Origin of the sequence: Siphonobacter sp. BAB-5405 (assembly GCF_002872335.1) — a bacterium.
Classification (GTDB): Bacteria; Bacteroidota; Bacteroidia; order Cytophagales; family Spirosomataceae; genus Siphonobacter.
Map to the genome: position 1 here is coordinate 243,666 of NZ_NJAG01000005.1, position 18,896 is coordinate 262,561.

Here is an 18,896-nt window from a genome sequence, read left to right on the forward strand (position 1 = left end):
GGGCCGCTTCAAAACGGCTCGCAAAATTAGAGAATCAAAATGGATACACCAAAAATTACCAGCTCGATTTTGTTACGCCCGGAATTTTTCCATCAGAAGCCATTTGACGGAACGTAACACGGCTGATACCGAACTTCCGCATGTAACCCCGAGGACGACCATTTAGCTTATCGCGGTTATGGAGACGTACAGGGGAAGCGTTGCGGGGAAGTTTGTCAAGTCCGATGAAGTCACCGGCCTCTTTGAGGGCTTTGCGTTTAGCAGCGTACTTGGCTACCAGACGTTCGCGTTTCCGCTCTCTTGCTTTGACTGATTCTTTTGCCATTTTGTTTGCTTATAATTGGTCCCCGTCCTTTTCAGAAATCTGAAGTGACGGGGGATCAATAATTACTTTTTTTGTCCAGCAAAGGGCATTCCTAAAGCCTTCAGCAGTTCTAAGCTTTCAGCGTCAGTTTGTGCTGTAGTAACGAACGTGATGTCCATACCTGAGATTTTTTGTACTTTCTCAATAGAGATCTCAGGGAAGATGATTTGTTCTTTTACACCTAAGGTATAGTTACCACGGCCATCAAAGCCTTTGTCACTAATTCCTTTAAAGTCACGTACGCGAGGCAGAGCGATCGACGTCAGACGGTCCAGGAATTCGTACATTTTTTCGCCACGCAGCGTTACTTTCGCTCCGATAGGCATATTTTCACGAAGCTTGAAGTTAGAAATTGCTTTCTTAGAGATCGTGGCTACCGCTTTCTGACCAGAGATCGTAGATAATTCTTCTACCCCTACGTCAACCAGCTTTTTATCTGCTACGGCAGCACCGATACCTTTGTTGATCACAATTTTTTCCAGTTTCGGTACTTGCATCACCGATTTGTACTGGAACTTCTCTTTCAAAGCAGAAACTACTTCGTCAAAGTACTTTTGTTTTAATCTGGGAGTTGCCATTGATGCGAATGGTTTGTGGATTTCCGACCCACTGTTTCGTGTTGACGGCTGCTAACCGCCAAGCTAGTTAAATAAGGTTACCGCTCTTTTTGCTGAAACGCTGAGACTTGCCCTTTTCGTTCAGTTTACGGCCGGTGCGGGAGGCTTCGTTCGTCTTCGGGTCTACCACTTTCAGGTTACTGATGTGGATGGGACTTTCGATTTCTTTGATTTCTCCCTGAGGGTTAGTCGCGGAAGGTTTCACGTGTTTCTTTACCAGATTCACACCTTCTACGATAGCCCGTTGCTTTTCGCGATCCACAGACTTGATAACGCCGGTTTTACCTTTAGCGTCACCGGCGATCACTAAAACCGTGTCACCGCTGCGAACGTGAAGCTTCACTTGCTTTTGCTTTTCCATTGTTTGATTTCGTACGATTATCCTGAGTGATTAGAGCACTTCAGGAGCCAGCGAAACAATTTTCATGAATTGCTTTTCACGCAATTCGCGAGCAACTGGTCCGAAGATCCGAGTTCCACGCGGTTCGTCCTGGTTGTTTAGAAGTACGACGGCGTTATCTTCAAAACGGATGTAAGATCCGTCTTTCCGGCGAATTTCTTTTTTCGTACGAACCACTACGGCTTTAGACACCGTTCCCTTCTTCATGTTCGAAGAGGAGAGGGCTTGTTTTACGGTTACTACGACTTTGTCGCCGATAGATGCGTAACGCTTGCCCGTACCGCCCAACACGCGGATTACGAGTACCTCTTTGGCACCACTATTATCCGCTACGCTACATCTAGATTCTTGCTGAAGCATGTCTTTGCTGAGATTTCAGTTTCGTTTTCAGTTTCCGCTTTCAGTTTAGCGATCCGCTAATCATCAAAAAACGGAAACCGATCCCTACTCCTGCCTGATTACTTGGCTTTTTCGATGATTTCAACCAAACGCCACCGTTTGTTTTTAGACAAGGGACGGGTTTCCATCACTTTGATCGTATCGCCGACGCCACACTCATTGTTTTCGTCGTGTACCATCAATTTGGTCGTTTTCTTTTGGAATTTACCGTAGATTGGGTGCTTCACCTTCCGCTCGACGGTAACTACCACCGACTTATCCATGCTGCTGGATACCACCCGACCAAATCTGACTTTTCTGAGCTTACGTTCTACTTCCATGATTCGGAATTTGCTTTGTGCCCGTATCGGGCAATGACTAGCGAGCGTTAAGTTCGGTCAACAACCGGGCGATAAGCTTACGGGAGGTCCGAATACGCAACGGATTTTCGATTGGAGAAATAGCATGAGCAAATTTGAGACGGCTCAATGCATCTTTTTCCTGGGCAATTTGCTGACGGATTTCTTCCGTACTCAAAGCCCGAATGTCTTTGATTTTCATTACTGCTATAATTTGAAAACTTGAAAAGGGCTAATTTGAAAATCGTAGTATTCGACTAGAACCATTTCAAATTGTCGAATTATCAAATCCTCAAATTAGTTAGCTTCCTGGTAATCCCGGCGAACTACGAATTTCGTCCGCAGGGGCAGCTTTTGAGCTGCTAAACGGAGAGCTTCCTGAGCCAGTTCCAGAGGTACACCCGTTGATTCAAACAGAATCGTTCCGGGTTTCACGTTGGCTACCCAATATTCGGGAGCACCTTTCCCTTTACCCATCCGTACCTCTGCAGGTTTCTTCGTAATAGGCTTATCAGGGAAAATACGAATCCATACTTGTCCTTCCCGTTTCATTGCACGGGTAACAGCGATACGAGCCGCTTCAATCTGGCGAGCCGTAATACGGCCGGGCTCCAGCGATTTGATTGCAAATGAGCCGAAGGAAATCTCATGGCCCCGCGTTGCAAGACCCTTGATCCGACCTTTCTGCTGTTTGCGGAATTTGGTTCTTCTCGGTTGTAACATGATCGTTGAGTTCTTTAGAGTTTGAAGCCCTAGTGACTAGGGCTTGCAACCTAATTAGCGACGTCCTCCTGGTCCACCGCCACGGTTTCCACCACCTTGGCCACCACGGTTGTTGTTTCCGCCACGGTTTCCACCGCCTTGGCCACCACGGTTGTTGTTTCCGCGTCCACGGTCACCACCACCTTCACCACGACCCCGACGGTTACCACCATCGCGATCATCTCCACCACGACCGCCACGACGATCGCCGCGATCAGAACCTCCACGAGCTTCAGCACCACCGGCGTTCAAACCAGCGTTAACTACTGAAAGATCACGCTTACCGTATACTTCTCCTTTGAAGACCCAGATCTTGATACCGATCTTTCCGTATACCGTTTGAGCTTCTGAAATAGCGTAGTCGATGTCAGCACGGAGTGTATGCAGAGGGACACGTCCTTCTTTGTACTCTTCCGTACGAGCCATTTCAGCTCCACCTAAACGGCCTGACAAGCGAACTTTAATACCCTGTGCTCCTACCCGCATAGCCGAAGCAATCGCTTGCTTCATAGCACGACGGAAAGAAATACGGGCTTCCAGTTGTTGAGCGATCGTTTCACCAACGAGTTTCGCATCTACTTCCGGACGCTTGATCTCGAAGATATTGATCTGGACATCTTTGCCCGTCAATTTCTTGAGCTCTTCTTTGATTTTATCAACTTCGTTACCGCCTTTACCGATAACCACACCTGGACGAGCCGTGTTGATGGTTAGCGTTACCCGCTTCAGCGTACGCTCGATGATTACTTTCGAGATCGCACCTTTAGGAATACGAGCAGCAATGTATTTACGAATCGTTTCGTCTTCTACCAGCTTTTCAGCGAAGTTCTTTCCACCGTACCAGTTGGATTCCCAACCACGTACAATACCCAGACGAAGACCTACGGGGTTTACCTTTTGTCCCATGGTGTGTTACGCTTCCGTGTTTTCGGTTTTAGTTTCTTCTGCCTTGGCTTTGCTGGCTACAACAAGCGTTACGTGATTCGAACGCTTCCGTACCCGATACGCACGGCCCTGAGGAGCCGGACGAAGACGTTTCAGGAAAGGACCGCCATCTACGAAAATAGTTTTTACGTACAGGTCAGCATCTTCCAGCTTCACTTCTTCGCCGAATTTCTCCTGCCAGTTTGCAATTGCCGACAGCAGCAACTTTTCCAGACGCGGAGAGCCCGACTTAGGCTGATATTTCAAAATCGCCAATGCCTTGTTTACTTTCTGGCCGCGAATCAGATCGGCAACCAGTCGCATTTTCTGGGGCGACGTCGGGACGTTATTAAGTTTTGCGATTGCTTCCATTACTAAGTTGTCAGTTTGTTGTTCTTAGTTTTCAGTTACCAGCGATACGCATCCGTCAACTGAAGACTGCCAACTGTAAACTGGTTTATCGTTTTCCTTTGTCCTTTTTAGCGACGTGGCCACGGAAGTTGCGGGTCGGGGCAAACTCGCCCAGTTTATGACCTACCATGTTTTCCGTCACGTACACGGGGATAAACTTGTTACCGTTATGCACGGCGAAAGTGTGACCCACGAAATCAGGAGAAATCATCGACCGACGCGACCAGGTTTTAATAACCGATTTCTTGCCTGACTCATTCATTACCTCCACTTTATTGGAGAGGCGAAAATCAATATAGGGGCCTTTTTTGAGTGAACGTGCCATTATTTCTTCCGCTTGCTAATGATTAACTTGTTGGATGCCTTCTTCTTGTCGCGAGTTTTCTTACCTTTCGCTAACAGACCCTTACGTGAGCGTGGGTGTCCTCCAGAAGCCCGGCCTTCACCACCACCCATCGGGTGATCAACTGGGTTCATTGCTACACCACGAACGCGGGGACGACGACCTAACCAACGACGGCGACCTGCTTTACCCAGGCTTTCGTTCATGTGGTCGGCATTCGATACTGAACCTACGGTTGCAATACCTGAACCCAGTACCATACGGGTTTCGCCTGAGGGAAGTCGCAGAATTACGTATTTCGATTCACGTCCTACAATCTGAGCGTACGTACCAGCACTACGGGCCATCTGACCACCTTTGCCTGGCTTCAACTCAATGTTGTGAACAATCGTACCGATGGGCAGAGCCATCAGAGGAGATGCGTTACCTACTTCAGGAGCTACGCCTTCACCCGCTACGATCGTCTGACCTACGGTCAAACCTTGGGGAGCGATGATGTAGCGTTTTTCGCCATCTGCGTATTGAACTAACGCAATACGAGCCGAACGGTTAGGATCGTACTCGATCGTTTTTACTTCTGCTGAAACGCCTTGTTTATCGCGTTTGAAATCGATAATCCGGTATTTACGCTTGTGTCCACCACCGATGTAACGCATCGCACGGCGACCCTGATCGTTACGACCACCTGATTTTTTCAGAGGCTCTAAGAGGCTCTTCTCAGGTTTGCTAGCCGTAATTTCGTTAAACGTCGGGGCCGAACGAAAGCGGGTTCCCGGCGTAACAGGCTTCAACTTCTTGATTGCCATTGGATTAATTGCTACGGTCAGGCTATGTCCTCCACTGCCAGCCTAACCTGTTCAAAACGCATCCTGGAGGAGGGGGATGTTGAATTAAATGCCTTGATAGAAATCGATTACTTCACCTTCGGCAACAGTAACGATCGCTCTCTTTTTGGTGGAAGTAAAGCCAGCCGTGATTTTGGTACGCGTGCTACGAGATTTTTTCTTCCCGATTTGACGAACCGTATTCACTGACTCAACCTTCACACCGTACATTTTTTCGATGGCCTTCTTAATCTCGACCTTGTTGGCCGTAAGAGCCACTTCGAAGCCGTACTTTCCTTGCTCGTTCTGAGCCGTTGACTTTTCAGTCAGGAGCGGGCGAATGATGATGCTCATAATCTTTTGTCGTTAATCTCCAGGCCTTTCGGACCAACGGATTAGTTCAATAATGCTTCGATTTTCTCTAACGCTCCTTCAGCAATGATCAAACGATCAGCATTCAGTAAAGCGTAGGTAGTCAACTGATCTGCGGGCAGCACGTTGGCTTTAGGCAGATTCCGAGCTGACAGGAATACATTGTTGTCAGCCGTCGGCAGAACCAGCAGGGTTTTCGTTTCACCCGCCTGGAAGGCGTTCAGAACCGAAATGTATTGCTTGGTCTTAGGAGAATCGAAAGTGAAGTTTTCGACAACGGTTACTACGCCGTCTTTCGCTTTAGAAGCCAGAGCTGATTTACGAGCCAGGCTTTTCACTTTCTTATTCAGTTTGAAGGAGTAATCGCGGGGCTTAGGACCGAATACGCGAGCACCACCTTTGAAAATGTTAGCTTTGAAAGAACCGTGACGAGCTCCGCCGGTACCCTTCTGACGCATCAGTTTGCGGGTTGAGCGGGAAACTTCCCAACGTTCTTTAGCTTTGTGCGTACCCTGACGCTGATTAGCCAAGTATTGCTTTACGTCGAGCCACATTACGTGCTCGTTAGGCTCAATTGCAAACACGTCCTCAGACAGTGTTACTTTCTTCGCCGTTTCTTGGCCTTGAATATTAAATACGGACAGTTCCATTTCTTGTCAAGTGCTACGTTGAGTAGAAGGGCATGTGAATACTCACACGAACCTATTTCTCAAGAATTACAAATGAATTTTTGGCACCCGGAACTGAACCGCTGATCACGATCAGGTTTTGCTCAGGATACACTTTAAGTACTTGCAGGTTTTGGATTTTAACGCGGTTGTTACCCATCCGACCTGCCATGCGAAGGCCTTTGAATACCCGTGAAGGGAAAGAACAGGCACCAATCGAACCCGGGTGACGCTGACGGTTGTGCTGACCGTGCGTTTGACCGCCTACCCCACCGAAACCGTGACGTTTCACAACGCCTTGGAAACCACGACCTTTAGCCGTACCGATTGCATCGATGAATTCACCTTCAGCAAACAGCGTAGAATCGATCGTATCGCCTAAATTCAGTGATTGTTCAAAAGTTTTGAACTCTACTAACTTCCGCTTGGGAGTTGTACCGGCCTTTTTGAAGTGACCAGCCAGCGGCTTGGAAGTGTTTTTCTCTTTTTTCTCGCCGAAACCTAACTGAACAGCTTGGTAGCCATCCGTTTCGACGGTCTTTACTTGCGTCACGACGCAGGGACCGGCTTCAATCAGCGTACAAGCTACGGCAGAACCGTCAGCGTTGTAGAGGCTGGTCATGCCAATTTTCTTCCCAATAATACCAGACATCTTCTTGATTTTTAATTGGTTATCAGCTCTCCCACCTGGGGGCCTCAGAAAACGGACTGCAAAAGTAGTGCTTTTTCTGCTGTTTACCGTATCAAGACAGAAATTCCCTGAAAAATTTTGAAAACCAGTAACGTACCGAGAAGGAAAGCGGAGAGGAGACTTGCGGGGCGTACCAGATAGGCTAAAAAAGCCTGTACGCATCCAAAATCCCGAGATACGGGAAGAAGCATCCTGTCAGCTTACTACTCAACTCCATTGCACCTGGGCATTCAAGTACTGGAGCCAGTAACAGTTCTGACGTTCAAAACCGGGCAAAACCGAAATTGACGTGGCAATCGAACAAATAAACTCAATGGTCTGATAATCAGAGGTTCCTATAGTTCTGCCAACCATATGGAACAGCGACCTTTTGTTCGATCTTTAAACAGAGTTGCAAAATAAGCGGTTTTCTATTTGATAAACAAGAGTTTAGGAAAAGTTTTTGTAAATTTTTGTAAATTTTTCTTGACACTGCATGAGTCCGCCTTAATTGCTTCACAATGAGCTAGTAGCTGTTGCCGTGGAGCATTGATTAGCAGGGGCTAACCTACTGATATAGCTTGCTTCCTAAATTGTATTTTTTCCATAAAAAAGAGTCGGCAAGTTTCTTTGCCGACTCTTCTATTTATGTATCAATAGTTTATTACTGCTCAATGGCTTCGTTCGCAAACGTGATGAGTTGCTCGGGCGTTTTAGCTCCTGCTTCTTTTAGTACCACTTCTCCCTCGTAATCAATGAAAAACAGCGTTGGAAAACCTTCTACAGGATAGCGATCAATCAGCTTCAATCCTTCTCCCGCTTCCATATCCAGTTTCACGTTGATAAACTTGCTGTTATACAAATCCCCCACCTGTTTGTTCGGAAACGATTTGGTTTGCATCCACTTGCAGGGACCACACCAGGTTGTATAGGCATCGAGGAAAATCATTTTGTTTTCAGCTTTGGCTTTCGCTAAGGCCTGTTTCCACGTACCGTGAAAAAACTGGATTCCCTCTTTTTTAGGCTCATCCGAAGCATTGGTCTGAAAGGTCAGTCCAGTCAGTAGCAGGACTACTACGAGTCGAAGTGTTTTCATCGTGTTAAACAAGAAGGGATTTATCAGAATCAATAACGTGAAGTTCGTTGTGAAAAGTCTTTTATCCAACGAATTAACAAATAAAAAGAGCCTTCTTTCGAAAGGCTCCTTTTATTTCATCTTTGAAAATCTTTAAGCATACGTATTAAGCATGACCGGCATCACCAGCATCAGAATGTCTTCGTTTTCGTCCTGATCGTTGGGGACCAGAATACCCGCCCGATTAGGAGCCGATAAACGCAACTGCAATTGATTGGAGCTAAGGTTATTCAGCATTTCAATCAGGAATTTTGCATTGAAGCCAATTTCCAAATCATCGCCGCTATACTCACAAACCAAACGCTCGGATGCCTCATTGGAGTAATCCAGATCCTCCGCTGAGATCACGAGTTCGTCCTGAGAAATTCGCAGGCGAATCTGGTGAGTCGTTTTATTGGCGTAGATAGAAATTCGACGCAACGAACTCAGCAATTCGAGTCGATTGATTGTTAAGATATTTGGATTGTTAACGGGGATCGCGTTTTCATAATCCGGGAATCGCTCGTCGATCAATCGGCAAATCATCTTGATGTTACCAAAGGTGAAGAACGCGTTCGACTGACTGAAATCCGCCTTTACGGTCGTATCATCCGAAGGCAGGGAAGACTTCAGCAGGTTCAGTGCCTTGCGAGGAATAATCATGGTACTGGTATTGGCTGAACGCAAATCCTGCCGACGATACCGTACCAGCCGGTGGCCGTCCGTCGCTACGAAAGTTGCATTGCTTTCCCCCAGTTGAAGATACATCCCCGTCATATTAGGACGTAAATCATCGGTACTGGCGGCGAAGCTCGTGTTCGCGATGGCTTTGCCCAACACTTCTGCCGCTACCTCAATCGATAAGGTTTTGTTAACCGCCGGAACTTTCGGGAAGTCAATTGGATTCTCACCGGAAAGTTTGTACCGACCGTTTTCGGAGACGATTTCAGTACCGAACGTTTCGGCGTCAATTTTGAAGGTAATGGGTTGTTCGGGTAAACCCCGCAACGTATCGAGTAGCAATTTAGCCGGTACAGCGATGGAACCTTTATCTGAAGATTCGACCTCTATTTCGGTAATCATAACCGTCTGTAAATCAGAGGCCGTTACCGTAAGTAGACTCCCTTCGAGTTGGAACAGGAAGTTTTCCAGAATCGGAACAATCGGATTGGACGCTACGACTCCGTTGATAGCCGCCAGTTGTTTCAACAATGCCGAAGACGAGACGATAAATTTCATTGACTATCAGAAGTTTAAACGAGTTTAAACAATGTATTTTTCGGATACCCGAAAATATAATTTAGAGGGCGAAAGTACAACATTTTATCACAAGGTGTGAGATTTATTTACCAAGAGCTAAAACTTTACGTACGTTTCTACTTCAGCTAACTACCCTTCTTGGATATGAATCTTAGCTCTAGCTTCGTTACTTACAGAAATAGGTGATATTTGCCCACTTTTAGGGGCACTGTAGAGCTTTCTCTACTTTTATTGCCCTGATACTCAGAAACGTTTCTAAAAACCCTTAAGCATTATTATTTAGCTCTATGCCCTTTATACTTCGTTCATGTGTTCTATCTATTCTAGCAATTCCCTTGTTACTACTTGCCTGTACACCGGCCGAACTTCAGACTCCCCCGAGTCCTGATGTAGAATTTGGACAACTCTTTGTAGATGTCCAGATGAAGGAGCTATTCCCGGACTCCAAGACCTTTGCTGATGCGGAACCACTCATTCCTGCCAAGCAGATTTTAAGGGCTTATGAAGAGCAGAAGGATAAAGAAGGCTTCGACTTAAGGGCATTTGTTAACGAGTATTTCCGCTTCCCGGATGCTCCTAATAACCACTTTGTTTCAGATACATCCTTATCACCTGAAGCTCACATCAACGCCTTATGGCCCATCCTTACCCGGAAGCCTACGGGCGAAGTGAAGGGATCTTTGCTGGCTCTCCCTCGTAGCTATGTCGTACCGGGAGGCCGCTTTGGTGAGATTTACTACTGGGATAGCTATTTCACGATGCTGGGCTTACAGGAAGCGGGTGAAGACTCTCTGATTGAAGGGATGGTCTCCAACTTCGCTCACCTCATTCGGTATCAGGGTCACGTTCCGAACGGAAACCGGAGTTACTATCTGAGCCGCTCGCAGCCACCGTATTTTTCACTGATGGTACGATTGCTGGCTGAAACCCGCAATAATGATCAGATTATCGCTCAGTACTTGCCCGAGTTATTGAAAGAATACTATTTCTGGATGGGGGCTGCCAACGAGGATGACATGAAAAAGACGGGTGACCTGAAGCCGGGTGAAGCGTACCGACGCGTAGTTCGTCTGCCAGGTAACTATCAGTTAAATCGGTATTACGATGATAGTGATACGCCTCGTCCGGAAGCCTATAAGGAAGACGTAGCCATCGCCCAACACACGGGTCGCAAAGCCGAAGAAGTATACCGCGACATTCGGGCGGGTGCTGAATCAGGCTGGGACTTTACCGCTCGTTGGTTCCGCGACGGCAAGACAATGGGAACGATCCATACGACGGATATTATTCCGGTGGATTTGAACTGTCTGCTGTACGAACTGGAAATGACGCTGGCGGAAGGTTATACGCTGATTAATGATCAGGCTCACAGCCAAAGCTTCAAAAACCTGGCCGAAAAGCGTAAAAAGGCTATTCAGCAGTTTTGCTGGAATAAGGAAGACGGATTTTACCACGATTACGACTTCAAAGAAGCCAGGCAAACGCCCATTGCCTCCCTGGCGGCAGTGTATCCCCTATTCTTTAACATTGCTACGGAAGATCAGGCAAGATTAGTAGCAAAGCGATTAAAAGATGATTTCCTGAAACCGGGTGGGCTTACTACTACCTTGGTTCAAACCGGACAGCAATGGGATGCTCCCAATGGCTGGGCTCCCCTGCATTGGATGGCTATTCAGGGCTTGCGGAATTATAAAGAAACGGCTCTGGCCCAAGAAATCCGGGATATTTGGGTGGAAGAAAACGTCCGGGTTTACAAAGCCACGGGCCGTATGGTAGAAAAGTATAATGTGTACGACACTTCCCTGCTCGGCGGCGGCGGTGAATATCCGCTGCAAGATGGCTTTGGCTGGACGAATGGTGTACTTCTAAAGTTACTGGCGGAAGATAAGAAAAGCGAACCTAAGCAGTAAGAAAAGCAAAAGCGAGGGCCGTATCTAATTTATAGATACGGCCCTTTTTCAATTCGTCAGGCGATGAAAGGTTTGCCAATTCATTTGCGGTTTTAGATCGGGTTCCGTTTGTAGTACGGTCAATACTTCATTGAAAAATGCGTGATGATTGGCCCGATTCGAGAACATTACCAGCAATACATCTTTTTCAGGAATACGAATGACCACGTTGCTAAAACCGCTGGTCGTGCCGCTGTGAAATAACTCGATAGGAGAGGTTTTCTGAATAAACCAGCCCAGACCGTATCCTGAGCCCGGTAATTCGGGAAAGGCGAAAGCTACCGTCTGTAATTTTTTATTCAAGTCCAAGGGCTTGCCCTGCTGTAAGGCCTGATACCAGCGAAAATAGTCGGCCAGCGAGGTATATACACAACCATCTCCCCGGGTGGCACTCGTCAGGCTCTGATCGGATTCTTGCGTATTTCCTTCGTCCGTGACGGTATAACCCAAAGCCCGATGCGGATACGTTTTCCCAGCCTCGTATACAAACGTATCTTTTAGGCCCAGGGGCAGAAACAGTCGTTCTTTCATGAACGTCCCATAAGCCTGACCGGACACCCGTTGAACCACCATGGCCAGTAAGCAGAACCCTGAATTACTGTACCGAAACTGGGTAACGGGTTTAAAATATGTCTGCGTTTGATCCTGTAATAATTTAACTACGTCTTCATCCAGAATCTGCCGGTGCCAGGTACTGTCCATCAACTCTTCATAATCATGAATACCCGAAGTATGCGTAAGCAAATGTTGCAGGGTAATACGTGAAGCCAGTTCTGTACGGAATTCCGGGAAAAAGCGGTTTAGAGGATCCGTTAGTTTCAGTTTCCCTTCCTGTTCGAGCAGTAGAATGCCCATGGCTGTAAACTGTTTGGAAACAGAGGCCATGCGGAAGGTCGTTCGCAAACTGATTTTCTCCTGCGTATCAGCTCGGGCCAACCCAGCCGTTCCCGCATATAAAACCTTTCCCTTACGTACGACACCAATGCTTACGCCCGGCCCCTCGCCGGAAATCCGTTGAGCCAGTAGGCGATCCAGCCGCGAAGCCATAGACTGAGCCTGTAGGGTACCACTAATCAATGTAAATAATAGGCATACTAGAGCCCGATTTTGTTTTAAACTACCCATGGTTAAGAGGACAAACACTCTTGCTTTTGAAAACCTACTTCATTACCTAAGGTTGCGTTTTCTAAATGAATAAAACTGGCAATGAACGCAAAAAAAACGAAGCTTTAAAAGCTTTTTTCTGCCTTTATATTTGGCTAAACTTAAGCATTGAAAAATTAGGTTTTTTCAATAGCAATCATAAAATTGCCGTTCGTTTGCCTTTAAATTAGTTGGATTGCGAGCGTTTTTGTTTCTTTTCAGCAAAAAACGAATCTGTTTACTCTCCAACAATCGCGTCATTCCGTACCTCGATTCCTGCCTCTTGAATTCTGATTCCTGGGGGTAGGTATACACGAATTGATCAGCGGACCTTCCCGCTTTAAACTTATGAAAGTTGCTACCTCCCAACCATTCTGCCTCATTTACTCGCTCTATCAGCACGAGTACCTGGGCTATCTTTGGGAACCGTTTATTGTGCAGTTAAATGACCGTGGTGAACTTACCCTCCTGCATCAATCCATCTCCTCCAAGAATATCAATGAGTTTGCTGAACGGCTGGACGATACTGATTTTGAACTGGTAAAACTTATCGATGCCATTCAGCAGGAAGTAGTCATTAAAAAATTTAGCTCGAAGAAAACGACTCCTACTGATTTTTTTCTCAAAGTATTCGACAAAAACAAAGGCGATAAAAATCTTCAGGATTCCATCTGTAACTATATTGAAAGTCACCGGGCTAAGATTTGTCCCCTGCTGGTAGACAAACGCGTCTTCATCATGGGCAACGATGGCAATCCCATTCGCGAAGAAGTGACCATTCCGGTGGAACCCGCTTCTGTGCGTTTCCATGTCATGCGAAATGCCGACAATACGCATTACTATCCGACGATTCGGCATCAGGGAGTAAAAGTAGAGTTCCAGCACCGCGACGCGATCTTACTGGGCGAAGATCCGGCCTGGCTTTTGTTGGATGCGAAGTTGTACCATTTCAAGCCAGCCGTCGATGGCAAAAAGCTAAAGCCCTTTTTTAACAAGAAGTTTATCGTCATTCCCAAAAGCATCGAAGAGGACTATTACCGGAAATTTGTATCGTCCTTAATTACACTCTTCGATGTATACGCAAAAGGCTTTGAGATCCGTTCGGAATCGTTCCGTCCGGTGCCCCAATTAAACCTGAGCGAAAACGTTGCTGAATCGGCTACGGCGGGTTCTTCGGCGACTTCAGCTGTAGCAACTGACCCGGATGTTACGCTGACCTTATCGTTCAATTACGGCGATCATAGTTTCCGGTTCGACAGCTTCACGGCCTCAGCCAATGTGAGCATGGAAACCCGCAATGACGAGTATATTTTCCATAAAATTCAACGGGACATTCCTCGGGAAAAGGAAACCATACGGATGTTACGGGAGCGAAACCTGCATTTACGGAATGGACAGGCTGTCTTACCGAAAGCGGAAGCTTTTTCCTGGATTCAGGATCATTACGAACCATTACTTGAACAGGGGTTTGTCATTAGTCAGAGTCCAACCGATACGAAACGTTATTTCCTGGGTTACTCCTCCCTGCAGCTTTCCATTCACGAAAACCGTGACTGGTTTGATATCTTCGCAGTTGTACGGTTTGGCGAGTATGAAATTCCGTTCCTGCAACTCAAACAGTTGATTCTCGACAAAAAACGGGAATTTACCCTGCCGAATGGCGAGGTGGCCGTAATTCCTGAATCCTGGTTTTCGCAATATTCCGAACTGTTTGCCTTTGCCAACGACCACGACGATCAGGATCATCTTGTCCTCCAGAAACACCACATTTCGCTGGTGCAGGAGTTGCAGGAAGAAAGTCTGGCCGCTACCATCATTAACCGGAAACTCGAAAAACTCAGGGATTTCGAGGAAATTGAAGCATACCCTCTCCCGCAGGGACTCAATGGTACCCTTCGACCCTACCAGAAAGCCGGCTACGACTGGCTACGCTTCCTGAACCAATACCAGTTTGGGGGTTGCCTCGCCGATGATATGGGTCTGGGAAAGACCTTACAGACCTTGTCGCTGCTGCAATCGCAGTACGAAAACGGGGCGAAAGAAGCGTCACTAATTGTGATGCCTACGTCCTTGCTGTACAACTGGCAACTGGAGATCAAGAAGTTTACCCCCATGTTACGCGTCCTGGTATATACCGGCACGTACCGCGAAAAAAACATCGACCTGTTCAATCAGTACGATGTTGTCCTGACCTCTTATGGCATTGTACGGATCGATGTGGAGCTGCTCCAGCGTTATCCGTTTCACTACATCATTCTGGATGAATCGCAGGCCATTAAAAATCCCGGTTCGAATATTTCCAAGGCCTTGCTGCTCCTGCAAAGTCGGTTTCGGCTTATTCTGAGTGGTACGCCGCTGGAGAATAGTACCATGGACCTGTGGAGTCAGATGAACTTTGTTAATCCGGGCCTGCTGGGTAGTCAGTCCTTCTTTCGGAATGAATTTCAGATTCCCATTGAAAAGCGGGGGGATGAAAAGAAAACGCAGCGGCTGTACAGCATCATCAAGCCGTTTATGCTGCGACGGCATAAATCGCAGGTGGCCACGGAACTTCCCGAAAAGGTCGAATCCGTTCAGTACTGTGCCATGTCCGAAGAACAGGAGAAGGCTTACGAGGAAGCAAAGTCGTACTACCGCAATATGATTCTTCAGCATATTGAAGAAGAAGGCATCGCCAAATCGCAGATGGTCGTTTTGCAAGGTCTGACGCGTTTACGGCAGCTGGCCAATCACCCGAGAATGGTGGACTCAGGATACGAGTTCAGTTCGGGGAAACTGGAGGAAGTACTGGCGAAAATTGAAACGGTAGTCGGCGAAAAACATAAGATACTCATCTTCAGCCAATTCGTCAAACACCTGGATCTAATCAGGTCTGAACTGGAAGAACGCGGATTTCCTTATGCGTACCTCGACGGCAATACGCAAGATCGGCAGGGGCAGGTTGAACTATTCCAGACGAATGCACAGGTTCCTATTTTCTTAATTTCCCTCAAAGCAGGTGGTTTAGGTTTAAATCTTACGGCGGCCGATTACGTATTCATTCTGGACCCCTGGTGGAATCCGGCCATTGAAGCCCAGGCGGTTGACCGGGCTCACCGAATCGGGCAGGACAAGACCGTATTTACGTACAAATTCATTTCCCAGAATACGGTGGAAGAGAAAATTCTGGCTCTTCAACATTCCAAACAGCGGCTGGCCAGCGAGCTGATTACGACCGAAGATACCTTTGTAAAATCGCTGTCGAAGGAAGATGTACTGTCGCTACTGGAGTAAGGAGTAACTCCCTCTGATTGAATATTTTTCGTTCTAATTTTCTGGTAATCTCTACCTTTGTAAGGTTAAACTTACAGGTAGTCGTGTCACGTCAAAAACTCCATTTTTTTGCTCATAACGCCCAGACCGATAACGTGCTGGAGCCACCCAAGCCCTTATTTTACGCCATCAAAGGCCACTGGCATGACCAGTTTTTCAAGAATGAAAATCCACTGATTGTAGAGATTGGATGCGGTAAGGGTGAATATACAGTAGGACTGGGAAAGGTATTCCCGGACAAGAATTTCGTTGGTGTGGATATGAAAGGCGACCGCATGGCCCGCGGCAGTAAGCAGGCCATTAATGCAGGGCTCACCAACATCGGTTTCCTCCGCACCATCGTACAGGATGTAGAACTATACTTTGCTCCTGACGAGGTGGATGAACTCTGGGTTACGTTTCCGGACCCACGGCCCCGTAATCGGGATATTAAACGTCGGCTCACGCATCCACGTTTTCTACGTATGTACGCCAGTATGCTCAAGCAAGGCGGTATCTTCCACTTGAAAACGGATAGCGATAGTCTGTTTGATTATACTCTTGAGACACTTCAAGCCTTTGGTTGTGAAAACCTGATCTACACTCGGGATTTATATCAATCCGAACTCAACATGCGGCACTTTGGTATTAAAACCAGGTACGAAACTCTATTTTACGAGCAAGGATACAGCATTAAATACCTCAGTTGCAATCTGACGCCCAAACTTACCGAAGCCGAAGAACAGGCCTTGATGATCAATGAACCCGAGGCAATCGTTAGTATTTCAGAATAAGAAACCATCTTAAAAACAGAAGAGCGGCGAGCAATGTGCTCGCCGCTCTTCTGTTTTAACGCTATACTTATACGCCCTGCATCATACTCAGACGGCGGTACATCCCTTCTTTCTGCTCCAGCAATTCAAGGTGCGTTCCCTGCTCAATGATCTCCCCGTGCTGTAATACCAAAATCTGATCAGCGTGCTGAATAGTACTCAGGCGGTGAGCAATAACCAAGGTAGTCCGGTTTTTCATCAGTCGGGTCAAGGCCTCCTGTACCAGTTTTCTGATTCCGTATCCAGTGCAGACGTTGCTTCATCCAGAATCAGGATTGGTGGGTTTTTCAAGATAGCCCGGGCAATGGAAATACGTTGCCGCTGACCACCCGAAAGCTTACTTCCCCGATCACCAATCGTGGTTTGATAGCCCTCGGGCGTTTGAATGATAAACTCATGGGCGTTGGCAATGCGAGCGGCTTCTTCTACCTGCTCGGGCGTAGCGTTAATGCCAAAGGAGATATTATTAAAAATCGTATCGTTGAAGAGAATGGATTCCTGCGTTACGATTCCCATCAGATTTCGTAACGATTGCTGCGTTACCTGCCGAATATCCATACCATCGATCAGAATCTGACCGCCCGTTACATCAAAAAACCGGGGAATCAGGTCAGCAATCGTCGATTTCCCACTGCCTGATGAACCGACTAAAGCCACCGTTTGACCTTTCGGAATGGAGAAGGAAATGTTTTTTATTACGTTACGATCTTCCTGATACGCGAAGGTGATGTTTTGTACTTCGATGCCCTGCTGAAAATCTTTCAGTACAGTCGCGTTAGGTTGGTCCTCGATCAGTCGCGGCGTATCCATCAACCGGAAAATGCGATCCGCTGAAGCTTTTCCACGTTGCATCCCCGAAATGGAATTAGAAATTTCCTTGGCCGGCCGGGTAACCTGCGAAAACAAGACAATGTAGGCAATGAAATCTTTGGCATCCATACCCGACTGTCCGGAAAGTACTAACCCCCCACCATACAGCAGAATGCCCGCTACGACGCATACGCCCAGTAACTCCGAAAGCGGTGAAGCCATTTCCTGTCGATAGATCATATTCCGCCAGACGCGGTAATACTTCCGGTTTTCCCGGTCGAATTTCTCTCCAATAAACCGCTCGGCGTTAAAGCCCTTCACGACCCGAACACCGCCGAAAGTTTCCTCGATTACGCTCAGAATATTAGCCATAGTCAACTGGACTTCGATGGCGTGTTCTTTCAGGCGTTTACTCAGTAGACCAATGATGGCTCCGGACAAAGGAATGACCACCAGGGAGAACAAGGTCAATTCTACTGACAGATAGAATAGTGTAATGAAGTAGCCAATCAGTAAGATGATTTCTTTGAAAATAGCCCCAAACGCTCGTCCAATCGAACCTTCTACTTCCAGAATGTCCGTCGTAAGGCGAGCCATCAAATCTCCTTTGCGTTCATTGTTGAAAAAACCCAAGTGCAGACTGATGATTCGTTCAAACACGGCCGAACGGAGATTCGTAATAGTAGAACCCCGCATCTTTTCAATGACCCGACTCGACAGATAACGAAAGATATTCGAAAGTAAAACCGAACTGATAATTACTACGCAGACAAATCGCAGGGCGGCCAGTTTACCATGATTGGTAGTTGCATCGTAGAGGTAGTACTTGAATAAATCAATGAAGTACTGAGGCTCCCATTCAAAGGTGGGCCGGGCCACAACCGCTGCGGGTTGTACATCAAAGAGTACGCCTAGCAAAGGGCCGATCAGGGCGAAATTGAGGATTCCAAAGAGACTACCCAGCAGCGAACAGATCAGATAGGGAATCACAAACCGCCCTAAGGGCTGTGCGTACTGTAAAAGGCGTAAATATGTTTTCATGTATCTTAACCAAAAATAACCTGCCCGGAAGAATAAGCAACGTTATGATTATACGGCGGCGGAACTTGTTTTACGAATCAATTCTATTTTCACAAAAGTAGGGGGCGTTCGCTTTTAGGGATACGTAAAGCCAGATAAAGATGAAATAATTTTCTGGATGTCTCTTCAAAAGCCGTACTTCAGGAAAGCGAATGGAACCCGCGTTAAGCCGTTAAATATGAAGCAAATGCCCTTTTTTTCATTAAATACCTCGTACTTTCTTCTTGCTTTGCTAGGCCTTTAAACGCAGTAGATACTAGATACCATGGCGACTCAACGGACGCTTTTGGCTAACTTCGAATTTCATTTTGATCCATTCACTGA

22 protein-coding genes are annotated in these 18,896 nt (G+C 46.9%); 3 read left to right on the forward strand and 19 right to left on the reverse strand.

Annotated elements, in window-relative coordinates; all coding sequences use genetic code 11:
- Positions 1-55 precede the first annotated feature (55 nt).
- The 16 genes from rpsN to dnaN all read right to left on the reverse strand — a co-directional run bounded on the left by rpsN (position 56) and on the right by dnaN (position 9,445).
- Entirely contained in the window at positions 56-325 is a 270-nt protein-coding gene (rpsN, locus tag BWI97_RS05045) for a 30S ribosomal protein S14 (protein WP_094816357.1), read from the reverse strand.
- 62 nt (positions 326-387) lie between these two features.
- The gene (gene rplE, locus BWI97_RS05050) at positions 388-942 is read right to left on the reverse strand and encodes a 50S ribosomal protein L5 (RefSeq protein WP_094816355.1); all 555 of its coding nucleotides are present in this window, start codon (positions 940-942) and stop codon (positions 388-390) included.
- Between the two features lie 67 nt (positions 943-1,009).
- Positions 1,010-1,342 (reverse strand): 50S ribosomal protein L24, encoded by a 333-nt coding sequence (rplX, locus tag BWI97_RS05055; RefSeq protein WP_094816353.1) that lies wholly within the window; start codon positions 1,340-1,342, stop codon positions 1,010-1,012.
- Positions 1,343-1,372: 30 nt separating this feature from the next.
- Positions 1,373-1,741: a 50S ribosomal protein L14 gene (rplN, locus tag BWI97_RS05060; RefSeq protein ID WP_094816351.1), complete on the reverse strand. Its 369-nt coding sequence runs from the start codon at positions 1,739-1,741 to the stop codon at positions 1,373-1,375.
- A 98-nt stretch (positions 1,742-1,839) separates the two neighbouring features.
- Positions 1,840-2,100 (reverse strand): 30S ribosomal protein S17, encoded by a 261-nt coding sequence (rpsQ, locus tag BWI97_RS05065; protein WP_094816349.1) that lies wholly within the window; start codon positions 2,098-2,100, stop codon positions 1,840-1,842.
- A gap of 37 nt (positions 2,101-2,137) precedes the next feature.
- On the reverse strand, positions 2,138-2,320 hold the full coding sequence (gene rpmC / locus BWI97_RS05070) for a 50S ribosomal protein L29 (RefSeq protein WP_094816347.1): 183 nt from the start codon (positions 2,318-2,320) through the stop codon (positions 2,138-2,140).
- Between the two features lie 95 nt (positions 2,321-2,415).
- Positions 2,416-2,841, reverse strand: a complete 426-nt coding sequence (rplP, locus tag BWI97_RS05075; protein WP_094816345.1) for a 50S ribosomal protein L16 — start codon at positions 2,839-2,841, stop codon at positions 2,416-2,418.
- Positions 2,842-2,895: 54 nt separating this feature from the next.
- Positions 2,896-3,786 (reverse strand): 30S ribosomal protein S3, encoded by an 891-nt coding sequence (gene rpsC, locus BWI97_RS05080; RefSeq protein WP_094816343.1) that lies wholly within the window; start codon positions 3,784-3,786, stop codon positions 2,896-2,898.
- Between the two features lie 6 nt (positions 3,787-3,792).
- A complete protein-coding gene (rplV, locus tag BWI97_RS05085) occupies positions 3,793-4,176 on the reverse strand; it encodes a 50S ribosomal protein L22 (protein WP_094816341.1) in 384 nt (127 codons plus the stop codon).
- An 85-nt stretch (positions 4,177-4,261) separates the two neighbouring features.
- The gene (gene rpsS / locus BWI97_RS05090; RefSeq protein ID WP_094816339.1) at positions 4,262-4,540 is read right to left on the reverse strand and encodes a 30S ribosomal protein S19; all 279 of its coding nucleotides are present in this window, start codon (positions 4,538-4,540) and stop codon (positions 4,262-4,264) included.
- Entirely contained in the window at positions 4,540-5,364 is an 825-nt protein-coding gene (rplB, locus tag BWI97_RS05095) for a 50S ribosomal protein L2 (RefSeq protein ID WP_094816337.1), read from the reverse strand. Before rplB ends, rpsS begins: the two co-directional genes overlap by 1 nt.
- 84 nt (positions 5,365-5,448) lie before the next feature.
- The gene (gene rplW / locus BWI97_RS05100; protein ID WP_094816335.1) at positions 5,449-5,736 is read right to left on the reverse strand and encodes a 50S ribosomal protein L23; all 288 of its coding nucleotides are present in this window, start codon (positions 5,734-5,736) and stop codon (positions 5,449-5,451) included.
- 41 nt (positions 5,737-5,777) lie between these two features.
- The gene (gene rplD, locus BWI97_RS05105) at positions 5,778-6,404 is read right to left on the reverse strand and encodes a 50S ribosomal protein L4 (protein ID WP_094816333.1); all 627 of its coding nucleotides are present in this window, start codon (positions 6,402-6,404) and stop codon (positions 5,778-5,780) included.
- Between the two features lie 52 nt (positions 6,405-6,456).
- Positions 6,457-7,074, reverse strand: a complete 618-nt coding sequence (gene rplC, locus BWI97_RS05110; RefSeq protein ID WP_094816331.1) for a 50S ribosomal protein L3 — start codon at positions 7,072-7,074, stop codon at positions 6,457-6,459.
- A 682-nt stretch (positions 7,075-7,756) separates the two neighbouring features.
- On the reverse strand, positions 7,757-8,188 hold the full coding sequence (locus tag BWI97_RS05115; RefSeq protein WP_094816329.1) for a DUF255 domain-containing protein: 432 nt from the start codon (positions 8,186-8,188) through the stop codon (positions 7,757-7,759).
- Between the two features lie 132 nt (positions 8,189-8,320).
- Positions 8,321-9,445: a DNA polymerase III subunit beta gene (gene dnaN / locus BWI97_RS05120; protein WP_094816327.1), complete on the reverse strand. Its 1,125-nt coding sequence runs from the start codon at positions 9,443-9,445 to the stop codon at positions 8,321-8,323.
- Positions 9,446-9,753: 308 nt separating this feature from the next.
- On the opposite strand from dnaN, the gene treF reads away from it, so the two are divergent.
- On the forward strand, positions 9,754-11,376 hold the full coding sequence (gene treF, locus BWI97_RS05125; protein ID WP_102200248.1) for an alpha,alpha-trehalase TreF: 1,623 nt from the start codon (positions 9,754-9,756) through the stop codon (positions 11,374-11,376).
- A 48-nt stretch (positions 11,377-11,424) separates the two neighbouring features.
- Here treF and BWI97_RS05130 read toward each other — a convergent pair whose 3' ends face one another.
- Positions 11,425-12,540, reverse strand: a complete 1,116-nt coding sequence (locus BWI97_RS05130; RefSeq protein WP_102200249.1) for a serine hydrolase — start codon at positions 12,538-12,540, stop codon at positions 11,425-11,427.
- Between the two features lie 366 nt (positions 12,541-12,906).
- Here BWI97_RS05130 and BWI97_RS05135 point away from each other — a divergent pair, with 366 nt between their 5' ends.
- Positions 12,907-15,831, forward strand: coding sequence for a DEAD/DEAH box helicase (locus tag BWI97_RS05135; RefSeq protein WP_094816321.1), 2,925 nt, complete (start codon positions 12,907-12,909; stop codon positions 15,829-15,831).
- 83 nt (positions 15,832-15,914) lie between these two features.
- Positions 15,915-16,643, forward strand: a complete 729-nt coding sequence (gene trmB, locus BWI97_RS05140; RefSeq protein ID WP_094816319.1) for a tRNA (guanosine(46)-N7)-methyltransferase TrmB — start codon at positions 15,915-15,917, stop codon at positions 16,641-16,643.
- A gap of 67 nt (positions 16,644-16,710) precedes the next feature.
- On the opposite strand, the gene BWI97_RS29185 is transcribed toward trmB, so the two are convergent.
- Both BWI97_RS29185 and BWI97_RS05145 read right to left on the reverse strand, forming a co-directional pair.
- A complete protein-coding gene (locus BWI97_RS29185; RefSeq protein ID WP_369826536.1) occupies positions 16,711-16,881 on the reverse strand; it encodes a hypothetical protein in 171 nt (56 codons plus the stop codon).
- Positions 16,882-16,889: 8 nt separating this feature from the next.
- Complete coding sequence (locus BWI97_RS05145; protein WP_369826537.1) at positions 16,890-18,533, reverse strand: ABC transporter ATP-binding protein; 1,644 nt, start codon at positions 18,531-18,533, stop codon at positions 16,890-16,892.
- Positions 18,534-18,896 lie beyond the last annotated feature (363 nt).